The 20,119-nt window shown below is 30.8% G+C and carries 18 protein-coding genes and 1 tRNA gene; 8 read left to right on the forward strand and 11 right to left on the reverse strand.

All coding sequences use genetic code 11. From position 1 onward, the window contains the following. Positions 1-655: 655 nt before the first annotated feature. The 11 genes from M3Z80_RS04675 to dut form a co-directional block, all read right to left on the reverse strand. Entirely contained in the window at positions 656-949 is a 294-nt protein-coding gene (locus M3Z80_RS04675; RefSeq protein WP_293918029.1) for a hypothetical protein, read from the reverse strand. Positions 950-1,232: 283 nt separating this feature from the next. Next, entirely contained in the window at positions 1,233-3,353 is a 2,121-nt protein-coding gene (locus M3Z80_RS04680) for a prolyl oligopeptidase family serine peptidase (protein ID WP_459251438.1), read from the reverse strand. 85 nt (positions 3,354-3,438) lie between these two features. After that, entirely contained in the window at positions 3,439-4,359 is a 921-nt protein-coding gene (locus M3Z80_RS04685) for a PfkB family carbohydrate kinase (protein ID WP_293918031.1), read from the reverse strand. A gap of 173 nt (positions 4,360-4,532) precedes the next feature. Further along, positions 4,533-5,444: a DUF3078 domain-containing protein gene (locus M3Z80_RS04690; RefSeq protein ID WP_293918033.1), complete on the reverse strand. Its 912-nt coding sequence runs from the start codon at positions 5,442-5,444 to the stop codon at positions 4,533-4,535. Positions 5,445-5,911: 467 nt separating this feature from the next. Continuing rightward, on the reverse strand, positions 5,912-6,847 hold the full coding sequence (locus tag M3Z80_RS04695; RefSeq protein ID WP_293918035.1) for a hypothetical protein: 936 nt from the start codon (positions 6,845-6,847) through the stop codon (positions 5,912-5,914). 129 nt (positions 6,848-6,976) lie between these two features. After that, positions 6,977-7,585, reverse strand: a complete 609-nt coding sequence (locus M3Z80_RS04700) for a DUF4254 domain-containing protein (RefSeq protein ID WP_293918037.1) — start codon at positions 7,583-7,585, stop codon at positions 6,977-6,979. Positions 7,586-7,626: 41 nt separating this feature from the next. Further along, complete coding sequence (gene tatA, locus M3Z80_RS04705) at positions 7,627-7,821, reverse strand: twin-arginine translocase TatA/TatE family subunit (RefSeq protein ID WP_293918038.1); 195 nt, start codon at positions 7,819-7,821, stop codon at positions 7,627-7,629. 80 nt (positions 7,822-7,901) lie between these two features. Continuing rightward, on the reverse strand, positions 7,902-9,440 hold the full coding sequence (locus M3Z80_RS04710; protein WP_293918039.1) for a murein hydrolase activator EnvC family protein: 1,539 nt from the start codon (positions 9,438-9,440) through the stop codon (positions 7,902-7,904). Continuing rightward, positions 9,437-10,234, reverse strand: coding sequence for a DUF4292 domain-containing protein (locus M3Z80_RS04715; RefSeq protein ID WP_293918040.1), 798 nt, complete (start codon positions 10,232-10,234; stop codon positions 9,437-9,439). Before M3Z80_RS04715 ends, M3Z80_RS04710 begins: the two co-directional genes overlap by 4 nt. A gap of 5 nt (positions 10,235-10,239) precedes the next feature. After that, positions 10,240-11,250: a sugar phosphate nucleotidyltransferase gene (locus M3Z80_RS04720; protein ID WP_293918042.1), complete on the reverse strand. Its 1,011-nt coding sequence runs from the start codon at positions 11,248-11,250 to the stop codon at positions 10,240-10,242. Between the two features lie 52 nt (positions 11,251-11,302). Beyond that, on the reverse strand, positions 11,303-11,737 hold the full coding sequence (gene dut, locus M3Z80_RS04725) for a dUTP diphosphatase (protein WP_293918043.1): 435 nt from the start codon (positions 11,735-11,737) through the stop codon (positions 11,303-11,305). Between the two features lie 218 nt (positions 11,738-11,955). Between dut and M3Z80_RS04730 the strand changes: the two genes are divergently transcribed. The 8 genes from M3Z80_RS04730 to M3Z80_RS04765 form a co-directional block, all read left to right on the forward strand. Continuing rightward, positions 11,956-13,515 carry a helicase HerA-like domain-containing protein gene (locus M3Z80_RS04730; RefSeq protein ID WP_293918045.1) on the forward strand — a complete coding sequence of 520 codons (1,560 nt, stop codon included), beginning with the start codon at positions 11,956-11,958 and terminating at the stop codon, positions 13,513-13,515. A gap of 26 nt (positions 13,516-13,541) precedes the next feature. After that, positions 13,542-14,795 carry an exonuclease domain-containing protein gene (locus M3Z80_RS04735; protein ID WP_293918047.1) on the forward strand — a complete coding sequence of 418 codons (1,254 nt, stop codon included), beginning with the start codon at positions 13,542-13,544 and terminating at the stop codon, positions 14,793-14,795. Positions 14,796-15,152: 357 nt separating this feature from the next. Continuing rightward, positions 15,153-16,169, forward strand: a complete 1,017-nt coding sequence (gene hemH / locus M3Z80_RS04740; RefSeq protein ID WP_293918049.1) for a ferrochelatase — start codon at positions 15,153-15,155, stop codon at positions 16,167-16,169. A gap of 71 nt (positions 16,170-16,240) precedes the next feature. Further along, complete coding sequence (locus M3Z80_RS04745) at positions 16,241-17,116, forward strand: lysophospholipid acyltransferase family protein (protein ID WP_293918051.1); 876 nt, start codon at positions 16,241-16,243, stop codon at positions 17,114-17,116. After that, on the forward strand, positions 17,080-18,096 hold the full coding sequence (locus M3Z80_RS04750) for a glycosyltransferase family 2 protein (RefSeq protein ID WP_293918053.1): 1,017 nt from the start codon (positions 17,080-17,082) through the stop codon (positions 18,094-18,096). Before M3Z80_RS04745 ends, M3Z80_RS04750 begins: the two co-directional genes overlap by 37 nt. Before the next feature lie 66 nt (positions 18,097-18,162). Continuing rightward, positions 18,163-19,377, forward strand: a complete 1,215-nt coding sequence (lysA, locus tag M3Z80_RS04755) for a diaminopimelate decarboxylase (protein WP_293918055.1) — start codon at positions 18,163-18,165, stop codon at positions 19,375-19,377. A gap of 71 nt (positions 19,378-19,448) precedes the next feature. Beyond that, a tRNA-Ser gene (locus tag M3Z80_RS04760) sits at positions 19,449-19,533 on the forward strand. A 187-nt stretch (positions 19,534-19,720) separates the two neighbouring features. Beyond that, the coding region (locus tag M3Z80_RS04765) for an Arm DNA-binding domain-containing protein (RefSeq protein WP_293918057.1) at positions 19,721-20,119 on the forward strand (399 nt) is incomplete at its 3' end.

The following is a 20,119-nucleotide window of genomic DNA, read 5'->3' on the forward strand; positions in this document are numbered from 1 at the left end:
ACTCCAAATATTGATAGTACAATTATTGTGAATACAAAACTTTAACACAGTGGATTCCTTTTTTAATTCTTTTGTTTTTTCTATCTGTTGTTTAGTTGGGTTTAAACCGCTTACCACTCATTAAAGCTTTTAAAACTTCTCGCATTTGCAAGGAATTTTATTACATAATTTGATAATATACACATATTTCTTTGCTATGAGAGTCTATTATCAATATTTTAAAATTTCTGTTGTCATCTTCATCAATAATACATTTATAATAACCTTTTACAATTGATTGAAAATCGTTCGGAATTTCATTTGGTGGCAATTCTTCTTTGATAGGGATTATCTAAATCTTCAATACCTCTAATTAAATTTTCATATTTCAGAGTTAGGATTTTATACCGTCTCCATTAGGTGAACATTCTTCTTTTTTAGTTTTTTTCTCAAGTTTTAAACCATTTGTCTTAAATCCTAAATCTTTTTTAATACGATTTTTATAACTTGACTTTTAAATAAAAAAAACGATACCCCCAATTACCTATATTATCACTAAAAAAATAACCATTCTATATTTTCTCATAACTTATGGATATTTAATTTCAAATGCTTTTCCACTTGAATATACATGGTAAGCTTTTGTTATAATTTCATTCATTATGCTTCTCGTTCCTCAAGAATTTAGGGTAAAAACATATTTATCGTTAAAGCCATTGGGAACATCGTAACGGTATTTATTATAATAAAATTTAACATTCGCTCTATCTAATGAAAGTTTCAAATCATTATTGCTTGATTTATAGAAATCTACTGTTACCGTGCAACTTCCATCTACATATTTTGCATTAGAGGAATCAATTAGTTTTTCAGAAACATCAGTTTTCATCATATGCAATAACTCCTTCTTGATTAAAGTATGAAGTTTGCCTTTTTTAGCTTCATAGTGTTGACGAAGTTTTTCAAACAATTCCGGGTCACCGTCTTTTGCATTTTATTAATCAAACTCTAAATAACAAAGAACCATCTATTATTTGAAGTGGATTTGGCACTGGCTACAACTCATATAGCACAGGTTCATTTTGACCATGATATTGCAAAATTCTTAAAATTTGATTACCTGAATGATCGTAATCAAAATAAAGCTATTCAACCTTCTCTGCATTTACTATTTTTAACTAATAAACAGAACAAAATATGGGGATTGTTATATTTATAAAATAATCCCCACTTCTTTTAATCTGACTAAATTCTTATTTTAAATCTTTTATCCCAAAATTATAAAGTGTAAAAGCAAATTTATCTGCAGTTTCCTCAATCAATAATTCTACCGGTTTACCAGCTCCATGTCCGGCTCGAGTTTCAATTCTAATTAAAACCGGATTAGAGCAATTTTGCTTTTCCTGTAATTCCGCTGTAAATTTGTATGAGTGAGAAGGCACCACCCTATCATCATGATCTCCGGTAGTAATCAGGGTTGCAGGGTAACAAATTCCCTTTTTTACATTATGCACAGGAGAATACGATTTTAGATAGGTAAACATATCTTTATGATCTTCTGCAGTTCCGTAATCGTAGGCCCATCCAGCACCGGCAGTAAAGGTATGATAACGTAACATGTCCAAAACCCCTACAGCAGGTAAGGCTACTTTAGCTAAATTTGGACGCATTGTCATTACTGCTCCCACTAGCAATCCACCATTAGATCCACCTGATAAAGCTAAACGTTCAGATGAGGTATAATTTTGAGAAATAAGATACTCCCCAGCTGCTATAAAATCATTAAAAACATTTTTTTTCTTAAGCTTAATTCCTGCATCATGCCACTTTCTTCCATACTCTCCTCCTCCTCTAAGATTAGCTACTGCATATATCCCTCCATTTTGTAGCCATACTGCCGTAGCAACCGAGAAAGAAGGCAACAAGCTGATTTCAAATCCTCCATATCCGTATAGAATAGTCGGATTTTTACCGTCTAACTTTATTCCTTTTTTATACGTAATGGTCATTGGTATTTTTGTCCCGTCTTCAGAAGTATAAAAAATTTGTTTACTCTCAAAATGTTCCGGATTGAAGTTTATTTCAGGTTTTTTATAAAGTTTGGATTCACCGCTTTCAGTATTCAGTTTAAAAATGGTAGATGGATAAATGTAGCTAGTAAAAGAATAATATATTTCCTTTTGGTTAACTTTTCCAATAAATCCTGTTGCCTGACCTAAACCGGGTAATTCAATTGTCCTTAATAATTTCCCTTCTAGTGTATATTGTTTGACTTCTGAGTGGACATCTACTACGTACTTTGCAAATAAATATTTATGAGCACTGCTTACATATAGTACTGATTCGGACTCAGAAATCACGGTTTGCCATGGTAATCTTTTTTTACTTATTTGCCTAGCATTCAATTTGACTAATTTATTATTGGGGGCTTGTTCATTAGTTAGTATGTATAACCAATCACCATCAGTAGTAATAACATCGTAACTGTTAGAAAAACCGGTTACTATCGGATATATTTTATTGTTATTTTTTAAATCTTGTATATATAATTCATTACCTGAAGTCGAATTGGCTGCTGAAATAATAAGATATCTTTGATCTTCAGAAACTTTAGCATTAATATATCTTCGAGGTATTTCTTCTCCACCAAAAATTATGCGATCTGCGGATTGAGATTCTTTTATGTAGTGAAAGTACAATATATGATGTTCGGTTTTTCCCGATAGCTGACTTCCTTCTTTAGGTTTTTGATAACCTGAATAATAAAATCCTTCATTTGATTTCCAAGCAATATCTGAAAATTTGACATTTGTAAGGGTATCTCCAATTTGCTTTTTTGTTTTCGTGTTTACGACTATAACCTTTCTCCAATCAGAGCCTCCTTCAGATATTTGATAGGCAGCCAAACTTCCATCTTTGCTAAATGAAATGCCTCCCAGCGAAGTAGTACCGTCTTTTGAAAATTTATTGGGATCTAAAAATATTTCTTCTTTACCTCCGGATGTTAACTTTCTATATAAAACCGACTGCGGCTGCAACCCATCGTTTTTATAATAATAAGTATAGTCTCCTTCTTCAATTGGAGCAGATACTCTTTGGTAATTCCATAATTTTTTAAGTTGGTCTTTGAGTTGGTTTTTGTAAGGTATTTTACTTAAATAGTCAAAAGTCAATTCATTCTGTTCCTTTATCCATTGTTTTGTTTTTGGAGATTGGTCATACTCTAACCATCTATAGGGTGCAGGAACTTTTTCTCCAAAATATTCATCGTTTACCGTTTCCTTTTCTGTGACCGGATATTTCATGATTTGTGCATTTACGTTTAAGGTTAAGATTGTTAATAAATTCAGGGTTATAATTTTCGATTTTATCATAAAAACATGTTTTTTAGCTATAAAATTAAAAAAACCTTTAATTATTTAAATCAAAGGTTATATATAATTTTAGATAATTTGAAATTTAGAATCTATAGTTGTAGTCCGTCAGATTTTTAAATTCAGTAAGCCTATTTTCAAATTCTGTAGAAGATAAGTTTTGTAATTTATCTGTTCCGAATTTTTCTACGGTAAAAGATGCTAAGGCGCTACCTACAATAATGGCTTTTTTCATATTATCATACGATAAATCTGCCGTTTGTGTTAAATATCCGGCAAATCCACCGGCAAAGGTATCTCCTGCTCCTGTGGGATCGAATACATCTTCTAACGGTAAAGCCGGAGCAAAGAACACTTTATTTTCGCTAAATAATAGCGCGCCATGCTCTCCTTTTTTTATAATTACTACCTTTGGTCCCATTGTTTGGATTTTTTTAGCTGCTTTAACCAAACTGTACTCTCCCGATAGTTGACGTGCTTCGGCATCGTTAATAGTAATTACATCGACTTTGGATATAATTTGAAGTAATGAATCCCAAGCGGTATTCATCCAGAAATCCATTGTATCTAAAATTACTAATTTCGGTTTTACCGACATTTGCGCTAATACGGATAGCTGTATGGCAGGATGTAAATTCCCCAACATAACGATCTCCGAATTCTTTTGTGAATCAGGTATTTGTGGCTCAAAATTTTCTAGCACATTTAATTCAGTAATTAATGTGTCCCGATTATTCATATCAATATGATATTTTCCTGACCAAAAAAAAGTTTTTCCGTCTTCTATTTTTTTTACCCCTTCTATACCAATAGAATTTTTATGAAATACTTCTATATAATCAGATTTAAAATCTCCTCCTATCACGGAAACAATATTAACCTCTGCTCCAAGCTTTGCAGCAGCTAAGCCAATATAGGTGGCCGCTCCTCCTAAAATTTTATCAGTTTTCCCAAATGGTGTTTCTATGGCATCGTATGCAACGGTACCCACTGCTAGTAATTTCATTTATTTTTGTTAAAAGTAAATATTCGCAAAGATAAAAGTAATGTAAAATATAAAAAACGTTTTTATGTGAAAAATATATCTTATTAATTATAATGTTTATTATATAATTAATTGAAAAAGCTTTCATAATTAAGATTTTTTAATTTTTCTTAATTTGATTTCATTTTTCAGGTTTAATTTTTAGATTTAAAACCATAAGAAACTCCTATACCAAATGTTTGTCGTGTTTGCACTCTTTTAATTTGATCGTGATCGTAAATCATGTCAAAGGTCAACTTAGTAGATATATGATCATTAACCTTCATATCCACTACACTTCCAAAGTTCACATCTACTCTTTCCGTATGGGACAGATAATTTGTAAATAAAGATAAGGAATTATTCCAAACCACATTTTTCATTACCACTAATTTATATTTAGCTGAGGTCATGGCTCCTAATTCCATATATACACAGTCTCCATCGTGTTTTAACCCATAATTATTTTTTTTCTGCAATTTTCTATCCAGTACAAACGTATTTTTAGACGTTATAGGTAATAATGACAGCTGAAAATTTCCATCGGGCTTGAAATCAAAACCAATCCCTAAGGTTAGATATCCCGGAGACATAAAAGATGAAATCCTGTCTTTAGGCGTATAATCAGGATGAGTCGTATAATCATATCCGTTAAACATTTGTGTTTTAAATGACATATCTACACTTGCATACCAATTTTTTGATATACTACGTCCATACATAGATTCAAGCAACAATATATCATCGGTTTTTTTCATTTTATCATTTTTATTATTTACCTGACCGTATCCGATTGTAAGAATATTTTTAAAAATATTTTTACCTTTTTTATAATCAAAGGTATACTTTATTCTACCTGAACCTCCAAAAGAATTAGTACCTCCGGCAATCCAATTAGAAAATGAACTTTGGTTTACAATTAAGGAATGATCTCCACTAATTTTCCAGTTTTTAACTTTTTCAGGTATAGTTACCGTATCTTTAAGTGGACTATCTGTTAGAATTTGTTGAGAATAAAAATATGGTGAAATAGTAGTAATAAGTATAAATAATAAAAATTTCTTCATCATTAGTATTTTAATTTTATGCTTTCAAAATATTAAATATAATAATAACTCAATATACGCACTATTTTTATTTCTTAATTATTTATTTTACTATTATTTATATATAAATATTAATTACTATCCATTTCAAACTATCTTGTATAAACAAATAAATTACGAATATATTCGTATAAAATTTAATTTCAAAAATTTTATATTTTTTATATTACAACTAAAAATTATGTTTACCTGAATTGTGTTTTTCATTACAAGGCAAATAACAATCCCATTTAGCATTTTAAGAAATGCATATTATTATGATATCAATATTTTGTTAAGATTTAATATCGGGAAGAATTACAAAGAAATAAATATGTAAATAGGAATATATCCTATATAACTTTACTATTACTTACCAAAAAAAAGCACCTAATCATTCAATTAGGTGCCTCATATAATATATTATTTATCAATCAATATTTGACCAATTATTCAGTAATAAACAGATTTACTTGTTCGATAGGTCTAAATGCTGAGTCAATTTTTCTAATCGCAGAACTACAAGTATAATCCTTTTCTTTAATGCATTTGTCATAAATATTCGAACTTTTTTTGTAAGTATCAGAGGAGATTATTTGACTATGTAATTTAGTAAACTCATCTCCCTTTAAGGTAAAAAGGTTGTTCCAATCAGCTAGATGTTGTTTCACAAATTCTCGTCCCTCATCACATTTAATATCAGCTATATTGATATTGGGAACAATATGTTTAGTTAAATCAGCATATTTTTTGGGTTGATTTGGAAACTGTAATGTTTTGAGTTCTTCGTCAGTTTTAGCTAGATAATCAATAAAATCAGCTTCACGAAATAATTTATACCTTATTGGATCTGAAGAAGTACTTTTTTCAACGCTTATTTGCTCTGGCAATTTATCATTTATACCATAACTCCATGCTACACCATATTTACCATAATATCTTTCAATAAATACATCATTAATAATTTTAACTGGAAGTTCTATATCCCACGGCTCGCCATTGATAGTCACTTGGAAAGTCTTTACGTTTTTGATCATTTCGTTTTTTCTTGTTTGACCCTTAGTAGAATAATAGGCTTGATATATATAATAGTTAGATTGGGTCGGATTGATAAACCCATCATTATATGATTTCGTAGGTTTAACTATGAAGTTTAATGATTGACCATTATAAGTTAACTGATGTTTACCATAATATTCAAATGTATGATTAACGCTTGATTTGGCTGGAATAACTAATTCATTGCCATCAATTGCTACTTTTATTTCCTTATCTGTTGGATTATCTATCAAACGAATTATAGAGTTTCCAGTGGTGCTTGATTCAAAACAACCAACCAAAAAGATGCTACATACTAATAGCAAAGAATATATAATTTTTTTCATTATATTTATTTAATTCATATTAATTAAAAGATTATAAAAATTTTAAAAGCTATATAAGATATTACCTGTATTACAATATTTATTACATTTTTAAACAGGTGGTAAGGAGTGTGGATAATAAATTATAATTTATTTATTTCTGTTATAAAGCACCGGATTTAATTCTTCATCATTATACATCTTCATTTGCTTATAAACTTTCATATATTTCCTTCCGGCAGAGTAATCCTCTAAAAGCTCTTCAATAGCTGTAGAAAGATCTATATATTGTTGTTGTAAGATCTCTAATTTCTTTCGACAACTTTGTTTATGCTCTATTCCGGCATCTTGTCTTTCTGCCTCCGCCTTCATATGATATATTTTTAGTGCTAAGATAGAAAAACGGTCTATTGCCCATGCTGGACTTTCGGTATTAATTTTTGCTTGAGGCAAAACGTTTACGTTTTCATATTTTTGTAAAAACCAGCTATCCAAATTTTCAACCCGATCTGTTCTTTCTTGGTTGGATTGATCAATCCATCTCTTTAATCTTAAAGCTTCGATCGGATCAATATTTTCATCCCTTATTAAATCTTCTAAATGCCACTGTACCGTATCAATCCAATTTTTTAAATACAGTAAGTGCTCTATTTTATCTTGCGGATAGGGATTATTAATATTTTGATTTACATTATCTTTTATATGATAATCCTGAATGCTTTGATTGAATATTTTCCAGGCTTTTTCCGTAAATTTCATGTTTTTATTTATGTTAGTAATTTATGAAACTAATATAAAAATTAGTTTTCTTCTTTAGAATTATTAGATGAATCAGATTTTTTTTTCTTTTCTTCATCAGATTTGGTAGCTTCTTTAAACTCCTTCAATCCCGATCCTAAACCTCTCATCAATTCAGGAATCTTTTTCCCTCCAAACAATAATAATACAACAACTAATATTATTATTATAGACATAGGATGTTCAAATAATCTCATAATTTTTTTTGATTTGTTTCAAAGTTAATAAATTTTTGAAAATTGTTAATTCATATTATAATACATTTTCTATAAATCATTTACATACCGGATAGCCAGTTGGCAGGATTTTGAGGAACAGTACCTTTCCATACTTGAAAACCTAATAGGGTAGTATTCGTATCATCTGTGTAAATTTTCCCTAATGCTTGACCTGTTTTTATTTTGTCTCCCACGGATACGTTAACAGATGATAGATTCGAATATAAGGTAAAATAGTTTCCATGACTTATCAAGACAGCTTTTCCTCCGCCCGGCACAATTAAAATTCTACTAACAGTACCATTAAAAACAGCTTTTGCTGAACTACCAGGTGCAGCAGATATTTCAATTCCTTGGTGTTCAACATAAATGTTTGGAACAACAGGATGTGGCGTTCTTCCAAATCCGGAAACAACTGTACCGGAAACCGGCCATGGTAATGAATTTTTATTTGATTCAAAATCCTTTGATAACGTTTCTGAAGCACTAGTATTGACATTAGGAAGTTCTAACGACTTCTTCTTTTCTATAGCTTTTTCTTCTGCAATTTTAGCATCTTCTGCTTTCTTAGCTGCTAATTTATCTGCAACTGCCTTTTCCGCTGCTGCCTTTTCCGCTGCTTTTCTTGCATCTTCTGCTCTTTTGGCTGCCGCTTTATCATTTGCCTCTTTTTGAGCAGCTATTTTAGCTGCTAAAGCCTCTTCAGCTGCTTTTTTGGCTGCAGCAGCTTTAGCCTCAGCTATTCTTTGCGCTGCCAACTGTGCCTCCATCGCTTTTTTAGCTCGTTCTTCTTCTATTGTTTTTTTCCTTAACCTCTCAAGCTCTTCTGCTTTTCTTTTTTCTTCAGCTTCTTTTAACTTAACAATTCTTAGCTCTTCTGCAATAATTGCTTGCACTTGTTTTTCTAATACTTTTTGCTGAGTTTGTTTTTGCTTTATTTTTTCGGCTAGGTCTCCCTGCTCCTTCATATATCGTTGTACAACAATTTCTTTTTCCTTTTTTTCAACATTTAATTGATTAATCTGGGATTGCTGTTGCGCTAACACTTCTAGCTTCTCTTTTTTTGCTGCCTCCCTTAATTCAATAGTATGCAAAATTTGCTGTTGCTTTTCATTTATTTCCGCAACTTTTTCGTCTTGAAATTCAGAATATTTTTGTAAGTACTTTATACGCCGAAATGCTTGAGATATGTTTTCGGATGAAAGAATAAAGAGTATCTTATTTTGTACAGATCTGTTCTTATAAGATCGAATTAATACATCCGCATAGTTTTCTCTTAATTTTTTTAATTCTCTTCTCAGTTTATTAACGGCTAATTGATTCAAATATATTTCTTCATCAAGAACTCGAGACTCTTTACGTGTGTTACTTATGAGCTTTGCCCGTACTTTAATTTTTTTATCAAGATTAGCAATATAAGCTATTGAGATCTTAGATTCGTTTTTACTTGAAATCAAAGCTTTATTAAGCTCTGCAATCTCTTGTTTTAGCTGGACACTTTGTTTTTGAAGATCTTCTTTCTTATAGGGTAGCTGACTATAAGTAACTATAGTTATTAATAGAAAGAAAAATATATATATTTTTTTACTACTATTCATTCATTAATTTTTCTTTGCGAATATCCCTTTGGAATTTCAAAAGGCGTTTCCATATTAACAAATTCAAATTTATTATAATTCAACGTAATTTTAATCTCTTTTTCTCCTTTTATGAAAATTTTAATATTTTTTGGTAAAATTTTATTCTCAATATTTACATAATCAGCATAATCTATCTGTAAATATGTGTCTTTTGATTTATCTTCCATACTAATTTGTCTTAAATTGTAATTAGAATCGAAGATCAATCTTCTTGAAAAATTTCTTGCTCCTTTCCCGCTTCCTACTTTCATTAATTTTTTGGAAGTTAGTATGTAGTAATTATTTTCTATGGAAAAGTTAAAATCTTGATCATTGATAGGAAAAAATAATTTACCTACTAATAGATCTTCGATATTTTTATACGTTAAAAAATCAACTTTTAAAAGGCTATTAAGATAATCAAAATTAGAATCAACATAAGTTTTTCCTAATCTTTCATACATTTTAAATCCGCCGGGATATATGGAAGCTCTGGCTAAAGGAAGAATTAGGGTAGCATTCGCCCAAATCTGATTTCCTTGATCAATATATAAAGTTAAGGCTACGGAAGGATATGAACTACCTGATTCAATATCTGCAGTTGCCTTAATTTTCAAAGTAGAAAAATTTATGGGTTCTACAATTGATTTATATAAACTTGCTGCACTTGCATTTTCATGTTTGATTTCCTTGTGATTGATGGAAACCGCCTTTTGTGTTTTACATGAAAACATAAATACAGCTACCAAGATCAAGATCAGTAATTTCTTCATAGGTTTTATTTAGTTTCTAATACACTATAATCACCTAAACTTAAGGATCTGGATACTCCAATATATTTAGCAGAATTACCAATCATAGAATTGATAAGATTTCCGTGACTAATACGTGTATTTTCCTGTATCAATGAGTTTTCAATATTACTTTTATCGATTTTAGTTCCATTTCCTAAAGAAACATTAGGACCGATTTTTGAGTTAATTATTTCAACATTTTCTCCGATAAAACAAGGAGGGATAATTAAACTGTTTTCAATTTTTGCGCTTTCAGGATATAAGGCTAACTCATCTTTTTCATAATTTAATATTTTAGAATTTGTTTCAACGGTTACTTCTTTATTTCCGCAATCCATCCAATCATTAACCTTACCTAATGTAAAAGTAGCTCCTTTTTCCCTCAATGTATCCAGAGCATTAGTAAGTTGGAATTCATTAGCAACTTTAATATCATTTTCAATTAGATAATCAATTTCGTTCATCAATTTATCAGCATCTTTGAAATAATAAATGCCTATAATGGCTAAATCCGAAACAAATTCTTGAGGCTTTTCAACGATACCTTGAATTATTCCTTGTTCATCTAATTTTACAACTCCAAAAGCACTCGGATCTTCGACTTTCTTTACCCAAATTACTCCATCTGAATTTTTATCGAGCTGAAAATCCGCTTTAAATAAGGTGTCTGCAAAGGCAATTATTATAGGGCCTTTCATACTTTCTTTAGCACAATAAAGTGCATGAGCAGTTCCTAAAGGACTTAATTGGTGGTAAATGGACCCTTTTGCTCCTAATTTTTCTGCTATGTCAATTAATTGTTTTTCGATTTCCGATCCAAAATCCCCTATAATAAATGCAATCTCATCTATTTTATCATCGACTACCTTAACTATATCTTCCACTAATCTTTGTACAATAGGTTTACCTGCAATAGGGATTAACGGTTTAGGAACCGTCAATGTATGCGGTCTTAACCTTGAACCTTTTCCGGCCATGGGAACAATAATTCTCATAATTTTTCTAATTAAAATGTTCTTTATAAATATTTTTAAGTATTAATATTTTTTATTTTATTCCTGAACTTCCATATCCCCCTTCGCCTCTTACAGTCTCACTTAATTCATCAACTTCTTCCCACACAATCGTCTCATGCTTAGCAATAACTAATTGTGCTATTCGTTCTCCATCATTAATGGTAAATTCTTCAGTTGAAAGATTTACTAATATAACCCCTAATTCGCCTCTGTAATCAGCATCTATGGTTCCCGGAGAATTCGGGCACCCTATTCCATGCTTTAGTGCTAAGCCGCTGCGTGGACGTATTTGGCCTTCATATCCTGGAGGAATTTCCATATATAGTCCTGTAGGTATTATCTTTCTTTCAAAAGGCTTCAAAACTACAGAAGCATCCAAATTAGCTCGTAAATCCATACCTGCGGAAAAAGCGGTCTTATATTCAGGAAGTTCGTGTTTTGATTTATTAATGACTTTAATTTTCATTATATATAAATTGTCGATCTTTTTATTACTTTACAAAATAATAATAAAATTTACAAAGTACAAAAAATAACTTAAATTATCTAATTATTAATTATTAGCTAATCATTTTATAATTATTTTATAAATATAGTTAAAAATTATATTTGCAACAGATAGCTTCTTAATTATTTTATAAAACACTAACTTTACAGTTTTTATAATAATTTAAATTTCATTTAATGAAAGAACAGTTTATTCATGACCTTACTGCTCGGTATAATTATAATGGAGAAAAAATAATGCTAGGAAAAGCTATGCTGGATGGTAATGTCGTCTCGGAAGTTGAAATAGCGGTTCCTTTAAAGATGATTAATAGACATGGATTAATTGCCGGTGCTACCGGAACCGGAAAAACTAAGACGCTTCAAGTATTGGCTGAACAACTTTCTTTTAAAGGAGTTCCCACCCTATTAATGGATATTAAAGGAGATCTAAGTGGGATTGCAAAAGCAGGAGACCCTAATAATCCTAAGATATTAGAACGATACGAAAAACTTGGATTAACTTATAAAGCACAAGGATTTCCGGTAGAGCTGCTAACTATTTCGAAAGAAAAGGGAGTCAGACTTAGAGCTACCGTTACCGAATTCGGACCTATTTTATTAAGTAAGATACTTGAGTTAAATGATGTGCAGACCAGCATTATGTCTATACTTTTCAAGTATTGTGATGATAAAAAGCTTCCTTTAATAGATCTTGATGATTTACGAAAGGTTTTACAATTTGTAACTGATAATGAACAGGGAAAATCTGAATTATCTCAAAATTACGGATCTATTGCTCCCAGCTCATTAGGTGCTATTTTAAGGAAAATTGTTTCTCTTGAGCAACAAGGCGCAGCCCGATTTTTCGGAGAACCTAGCTTTAATACTGATGATTTATTGGAAGTTAGGGACGGTATGGGAGTGGTAAATATTATTCGTTTACAAGATATTCAGAATCAACCACAGTTTTTTTCAACTTTTATGTTGAGCCTGCTATCTGAAATATATCAAACTTTTCCTGAAGTAGGTGATTTAGATAAGCCGAAACTTGCCATTTTTATCGACGAGGCACACCTTATATTTAATGAGGCTTCGAAAGCTTTACTCAATCAAATTGAAATAATGGTTAAACTTATACGCTCAAAAGGCATAGGACTTTATTTTTGCACGCAAGTTCCCGGAGACGTGCCTGAAGGCATATTGAGCCAATTGGGACTAAAAATACAACATGCCTTACGAGGATTTACAGCAAAAGATAAAAAAGAAATTAATAAAGCCATTGAAAATTATCCATCTACTAACTATTATCAAGCTAATGAACTTATTCAGCAATTGGGTATAGGAGAAGCATTTATCACATCCTTGGATGAAAAAGGTATTCCTACCCCGTTAGCCGATACCTTCATGATTTCTCCCAGCTCTCGGATGGATGTGCTTACTTCTGATGAAATTTACGAAATTGTTAATAATTCTGATTTAGTAAAAAAATATGCAGAAGATATCAATAAAGAAAGTGCCTATGAAATTTTAAGTGAAAGGATGAATAGTGTTTCCGAACAAAAGAATTCGGAAAACTTGAAAACTGAAGTCAATAAAAAAGAAAATACGAAAAAACAAGAATCTGAACCTTCTCTATTTGAAAAAGTAATGAATTCACCCTTTGTAAGAGACATAGGAAGAACTTTTGTAAGAGAAGGGTCTAAAATGTTTTTTGGAGCTTTAGGCGTTAAGAAGAATGCAAAAAGAAGAAAATAAATTATGTTGAGAAGAGAGAGTTTTATATGGATTATGCTATTCTAGATATTGAAACCACTGGAGGTAAGTTTAATGAAGAAAGCTTAATTGAAATTGCCATATATAGATTTAATGGAGAAAAAATTACTGATACCTTTATTTCTTTGGTTAATCCCGAAAAGGATATTCATTTTTATGTTCAAAAGCTAACGGGGATTAGTAAAAAAATGGTAAAAACCGCTCCAAAATTTTATGAATTAGCCAAACGAATTGTTGAAATCACTGACGATACTATCCTAGTAGGGCATAACATTTCTTTTGATTACCGCATAATACGTAGTGAATTTTCACGATTAGGATATGATTTTAAGCGCGCTACCTTGGATACCATTACCTTGAGCAGAACTCTTATTCCGGGATTGGCTTCCTATTCTTTAGGAAACCTATGTAATTCGTTAGGGATACCCGTAACCGACAGGCACAGAGCTCATGGAGATGCACGTGCTACGGTTAAATTATTCCAGCTTCTCTTAGATAAAGATTCTCAGAAAAACATCATTGTAACATCAATTAAACATACTAACTACTCATCATTAAATAAAAAAATTCTTTCGCTTATTGAAAAGCTGCCTCTTGAAACAGGAGTTTTTTATTTTCATGATAAAACCGGTAAAATTATTTATATAGATGAAAGCGTAAATATTTCTACTAAAGCCAGCCAGATTTTAACATCTAAAAGCAAAAAATCCAGGAAAATCCAGGAAAGTACAGAGGAAGTAAATGTTGAACTAACCGGCAATGAAATTATTGCGAAAATTAAGGCCTATAACGAAAACAAGATTAATCAACCTTTATATAGTCCAATAAGAGAAATCCATTCAGAAATATACGGTATTTTTTTAAAGAATAACCCTACTGTTTTTTTTATTGATTTTATTAATTCTAAAAATAAAAAATATGCCTTATTAACCTTTACTTCATTAAATAAAGCTAAAGAAATTTTGATTTATTTAGAAGAAAAAATTAAAGGCGGTGGGGATGTTCTTACCGAACTTAAATTTAAAACAGAAAAACATATTTTATTGGCGGATAAAGGTAGGAAATTAGGAGAAAATTCATTTTTATTATTTGAAGATGGTTGCGTAAAGGGATATGGTTATTATACTTTGCATTCTCAAATAAAAAATGTTGAACAAGTAAAAAAGATCATGATACCTGCAGTAGTTAATCATGCTATCTTATTGAAAATTAGAAATAATTTTTTTACAAATAAAAAATTCAAAAAAATTATTCTTTCCTAATCTTCTTATTTTATAAATATTTATTGAAAATCTACAACTTATATATTCAACTTGCTTACTATTTAAAATACAAATCCCACAACTAGATCATTTTATGAAAATTTATTTTAAAGGATGTATTTCTCTCATTTTTTTATAAATATACAAATAAATACAACTAATCAACATAGATTAATTGATTTATTGTGTAAAATTTATTTTTTTACTCTTAGGTCGATTTAATAAATCTGCGTAAATTTATGATATGACGAATTGCTGATTATGTAATTATTTTATATTACAATCAGTTCTTATTATAGCAAAAAAGGGCATTTTTAGCATTAGATTCTTACTTTTGTAGACATATTAAATGATAAAATGAAAGGCATACTTTTGGTCAATTTAGGATCGCCAAAATCTACCACTGAAAAAGATGTAAGAATTTATTTGCGTGAATTCTTAATGGATAAGCGAGTTATTGATGCACCCTGGTTAATACGTAAATTCATTGTAGAATGTTTAATTCTTCCAAAACGACCGAAAGAATCTGCTCATGCCTATCAAAATATTTGGTGGAAGGAAGGATCACCCTTAGTGGTAATTTCAAAGAGAATTACTGAAAAAATAAAAAATAAAATTAAGAATCCCGTAGCATTAGCCATGAGATATCAAGAGCCTTCCATTAAAAAAGGGCTTTTTGAGCTAAAAAATAAGGGAGTTACTGAGGTGCTCATCATTCCATTATACCCGCAATACGCCATGAGCACAACTGAAACCGTTGAGGAAAAAACCAAAGAAATTCATAAAAAATATTTTTCCGATTTATCTATAAGTTTTCTTCCTCCCTTTTATAACGATGAGAACTATTTAGACGTTTTGAGTAATTCTATAAAAAAACAACTTCCCGAAAATTTTGATTTGCTTTTATTCAGCTATCATGGGCTTCCGGAACGTCATATATATAAAACCGATCCTACTAAGCAATGTAGAATTGATAACGTTTGTTGTTTTGAAAAAGAAAGGGCTTCTCATAAATATTGTTACAGACATCAGTGCTATTACGTAACTGAAAAAATACGCGAAAGATTAGGTTTAGACAAGTCTAAAGTAAGACAGACTTTTCAGTCTCGCCTTGGGAAAGATCCCTGGCTGAAACCTTATACCGATAAAACGCTTGAGAAACTCCCCTCCGAAGGGATAACTAAACTAGCTGTGGTAGCTCCTGCCTTTGTATCTGATTGTCTTGAAACATTAGAAGAACTTGCCATTACAGATAAAGCCTTATTTTTAGATCAAGGAGGCAAAGAATTTCATTATATAAAATGCTTAAACGAGGATGAAAATTGGATTAATTGGTTGATTGAAAAAATTAACGAGTATTTATACCAATCTTAATCTTAGATTCTAAAATAGAAAAATTTAAATTATAAAATTCTTTATTACTTTTGTTTTAATATTTTACTATTTTGAAAAAAATTATAAAGATTTTATTTATTCAATTATCTAAATTACCCTTCTCCATTTTATATGGGATCTCTACTTTTTTATATTTTTTAATCTATTATATAATAAGATACAGAAGGAAAATTGTTCAAAACAATCTCTTGATTGCTTTTCCTGAAAAAAGCGAGCAAGAAAGAATCCAGATTCAGAAAGAATTTTATAAAAATTTTACAGATTTTATGATTGAGCTTATCAAAACTTTTTCCATGAAAGAGGAAGACTATGATGAGAGGATTAAATTTGTTAACTTGGAAGTAGCTCAACAATGCCGGGAAGAAAAAAAGGATGTTATATTACTAATCGGACATATGTTTAATTGGGAATGGCTAACCGGTATTTCAATGGATTTAAATTTGGAACATACCTATGCTGTATATAAAAAAGTTGCCAATAATTTTTTCGACCAAGGGGTACATGAATCACGTGCCAGGTTTGGAACCATCCCTCTTTCTGTGAAAGAAGTAGTACGAACAATGCTTAAATTACCCAATGATGGTTCTCATGCCTTTCTTTTTGTGGCCGATCAAAGCCCTTATAAGAGTAGAATACATTATGAATTAAATTTTTTTAATCGATTGAGCCCGGCTTTTAACGGATACGATAAAATTGCACGAAAAAAGGAATATGCTATAGTCTATGTGGATATGGTTAAAGTAAAAAGAGGAAAATATGAAGCTCATTTAAAACGTATTTTGCCTGATAATGATAAATTCAGAGAAAATGAAATTGTAGAAAAATTTTACACAGAACTTGAACGAAACATAAAAACTAATCCAAGCCTATGGCTTTGGTCACATAAAAGATGGAAATACACAAGCGGAATAGATTATCAACTTTAGCCATTGCTATACTTAATTATAACGGAATAAGCTGGTTTGAAAAATTTTTACAAGGTATACTAGATTATAGTCCAAATTCGACAATTTACGTCATAGACAATGCCTCCACAGATGATTCTATTTCTTATTTGCAAAAGAATTTTCCTTCTGTAAGAATTATTCAAAATAAAAAAAATTTAGGATATGCAGGCGGTTATAATGAGGGATTACAATCAATCACCGAAGATATTTATTGTTTATTAAACTCTGATGTAGAAGTTACTGAAAACTGGACTGTCCCCATACTGGAATTATTTAATGAAAATAAAAATATTGCAGCCATACAACCAAAAATAAGAAATTATAAGCAGAAAGATTATTTTGAATTTGCAGGGGCAGCAGGCGGCTTTATGGATAACTTAGGCTATCTTTTTTGTCGAGGACGTGTTTTTTTTAGCCTGGAAAAAGACGAAGGACAATATAATGACAACCGTGAAATTTTTTGGGCTACGGGGGCTTGTTTATTTATCCGTAAAAAGGATTTTTGGGAAAACCAAGGTTTTGATGCTGATTTTTTTGCTCATATGGAAGAAATTGATCTTTGTTGGAGATTAAAAAATAAGGGTAAAATCATTTACTATTGTGCAGATTCTATGGTCTATCACGTAGGTGGAGGTACCTTAGATGTTTACAATCCAGAGAAGACTTATCTTAATTTTAGAAATAATCTTCTTATGTTAATAAAAAACTTACCTTCAAACAAAGTCCTATGGATATTTATTTTGCGATTATTATTAGATGGTTTAGCAGGAATTCGTTTTCTTTTTTCTAACGGTTGGAAACATTGCTGGGCAATTATCAGAGCTCATTTTTCTGTTTATCATATGTTACCTAAATACTTAAAAAAACGAAAAGCAGGAATTGACAATTATTATGATAAGAAATATATTATTTTCCAATATTTTGTAAAAAAACGAAATACCTATATCCGCTTAAAATAAATTCTTATTAATTTATTTAGCTATCCACTTTTTTATAACTTTACAAACTGTTTATTTTTTAAAACTATGGAATTAGCAAGAATACAACAACTTGAAAATTTAGCCAAAGAATTTGGCGCACCACTTTACGTTTATGATTCAGAAATAATTAAAACCCAATATAACAAGCTTTTAAAAGCTTTTAAAAGCGTAAAGAAGGTCAAGTTAAACTATGCTTGTAAAGCTAATACCAACCTTTCGATTTTAAAATATCTAAAGAGCCTGGGGTCGGGATTAGATACGGTTTCTATTCAAGAAGTGCAATTAGGTCTTCGAGCAGGTTTTGAACCAAAGGAAATCATTTTTACCCCTAACGGAGTTTCTTTTAATGAAATTAAAAAAGCTGTTGAACTTGGTGTACGCATCAACATAGATAACCTTTCTATCCTAGAATCTTTTGGGCATGAATTAAAAAATTATCCGGTTTGCATCCGTATTAATCCACATATTTTAGCAGGCGGAAATGCTAAAATCTCCACCGGTCATATTGATTCTAAATTTGGAATCTCTATTCACCAGCTTCCTCATGTATTACGAATTGTAAATAATACAGGAATTAAAGTGGAAGGAGTCCATATGCATACCGGATCAGATATCCTTGATGTAGAAGTTTTCCTTAAAGGTGCAGAAATTCTGTTTACTGTTGCCAAAGAGTTTCATGATCTTGACTATCTTGATTTCGGAAGCGGATTTAAAGTCCCGTATAAGGAAGGAGATCACGAAACTGATATCAATTATTTGGGTAAAAAACTGGGAGAACGCTTTAATGAGTTTCAAAAAAGTTATCCGCACGAACTAACCCTAATGTTTGAGCCGGGAAAATTTTTGGTTAGCCAATCCGGATTTTTTATTGTTTCGGTAAATGTTATTAAGCAAACTACCTCTACTGTTTTTGCCGAAGTAGATAGCGGTTTTAATCATTTAATAAGACCTATGTTTTACAATGCCTACCACAATATAGTAAATATTTCTAATCCTGAAGGTAGGAACCGATTTTATACGGTAGTAGGTTATATTTGTGAAACTGATACGTTTGGAACAAACCGAAATATTAATGAAATCCGGGAAGGAGATTTACTTTGTTTTGAAAATGCCGGAGCTTATTGCTTTTCAATGTCCTCTAATTATAATTCTCGATTAAAGCCTGCAGAGGTTTTATTATTAAATGGTAAAGCACACATTATCAGACGAAGAGAAAATTTAGATGATTTATTAGCTACCACAGAGGAAATTTCTATTTAAAAAAATTTGGAAAAATAAAAAAGGATTGTATATTTGCAACCGTTAAAAATAACCTACCTAATAAGGTAGATGGAGAGATGGCAGAGTGGTCGATTGCGGCGGTCTTGAAAACCGTTGACTGTAACAGGTCCGGGGGTTCGAATCCCTCTCTCTCCGCAATGTTTGAGTTTGGTTAGTTTTAAAATATCATAAAAATCTTAGCTATCAATGATTTAGCGATATTTAATATACCAACTAAACTTAATGAAACTTATCTAAGTTTAAAAAAATAGTCCCCAGAAGCGTCCCCTCTGGGGATTTTTTATTTATATTTGTCATAACCCTTTTTTAAATTATTTAAGTTATGGCATCTGTTACCTTTTTCCTAAAAGAACCTAAGTCAGAAGAAAAAACCCCTATTATCTTATTTTTCAGGTATGACAGCCAGAGGATAAAAATTTATACCAAGCAGAGTATTGAGCCTCATTTTTGGGACAGAACCAAAAACCGGGTGAAAAATACGGTTAAGGTGAACAGTCAGAAAATCAATGAGCAGTTAAAGGAAATGGAAAACTTACTTTTTGAACTGTTTGATAAGTTCCTGATTCATTACGAGCGTAAACCTACCCCCTCTGAATTAAAAACCATTTTCCAAAAGGAATATTTTGAAAAAGTACCTCAATTTTCCAAAGTAAAGGAAAAAACCTTTTTTGATTTGTTTGATGAGTATATTGAAAATAAAAAAATAGAATATCCTTCTACC

It is taken from the genome of Apibacter sp. (assembly GCF_025291155.1).
GTDB lineage: Bacteria > Bacteroidota > Bacteroidia > Flavobacteriales > Weeksellaceae > Apibacter.

Coding starts and splice junctions, on each gene's coding strand:
- M3Z80_RS04690 (WP_293918033.1), bottom strand. CDS start 5,444: ATGAAGAAATTTTTATTATTTATACTTATTACTACTATTTCACCATAT.
- M3Z80_RS04730 (WP_293918045.1), top strand. CDS start 11,956: ATGAAAGAACAGTTTATTCATGACCTTACTGCTCGGTATAATTATAAT.
- hemH (WP_293918049.1), top strand. CDS start 15,153: ATGAAAGGCATACTTTTGGTCAATTTAGGATCGCCAAAATCTACCACT.
- tatA (WP_293918038.1), bottom strand. CDS start 7,821: ATGAGATTATTTGAACATCCTATGTCTATAATAATAATATTAGTTGTT.
- dut (WP_293918043.1), bottom strand. CDS start 11,737: ATGAAAATTAAAGTCATTAATAAATCAAAACACGAACTTCCTGAATAT.
- M3Z80_RS04735 (WP_293918047.1), top strand. CDS start 13,542: ATGGATTATGCTATTCTAGATATTGAAACCACTGGAGGTAAGTTTAAT.
- M3Z80_RS04715 (WP_293918040.1), bottom strand. CDS start 10,234: ATGAAGAAATTACTGATCTTGATCTTGGTAGCTGTATTTATGTTTTCA.
- M3Z80_RS04680 (WP_459251438.1), bottom strand. CDS start 3,353: ATGATAAAATCGAAAATTATAACCCTGAATTTATTAACAATCTTAACC.
- M3Z80_RS04700 (WP_293918037.1), bottom strand. CDS start 7,585: ATGAAATTTACGGAAAAAGCCTGGAAAATATTCAATCAAAGCATTCAG.
- lysA (WP_293918055.1), top strand. CDS start 18,163: ATGGAATTAGCAAGAATACAACAACTTGAAAATTTAGCCAAAGAATTT.
- M3Z80_RS04710 (WP_293918039.1), bottom strand. CDS start 9,440: ATGAATAGTAGTAAAAAAATATATATATTTTTCTTTCTATTAATAACT.
- M3Z80_RS04750 (WP_293918053.1), top strand. CDS start 17,080: ATGGAAATACACAAGCGGAATAGATTATCAACTTTAGCCATTGCTATA.
- M3Z80_RS04685 (WP_293918031.1), bottom strand. CDS start 4,359: ATGAAATTACTAGCAGTGGGTACCGTTGCATACGATGCCATAGAAACA.
- M3Z80_RS04720 (WP_293918042.1), bottom strand. CDS start 11,250: ATGAGAATTATTGTTCCCATGGCCGGAAAAGGTTCAAGGTTAAGACCG.
- M3Z80_RS04695 (WP_293918035.1), bottom strand. CDS start 6,847: ATGAAAAAAATTATATATTCTTTGCTATTAGTATGTAGCATCTTTTTG.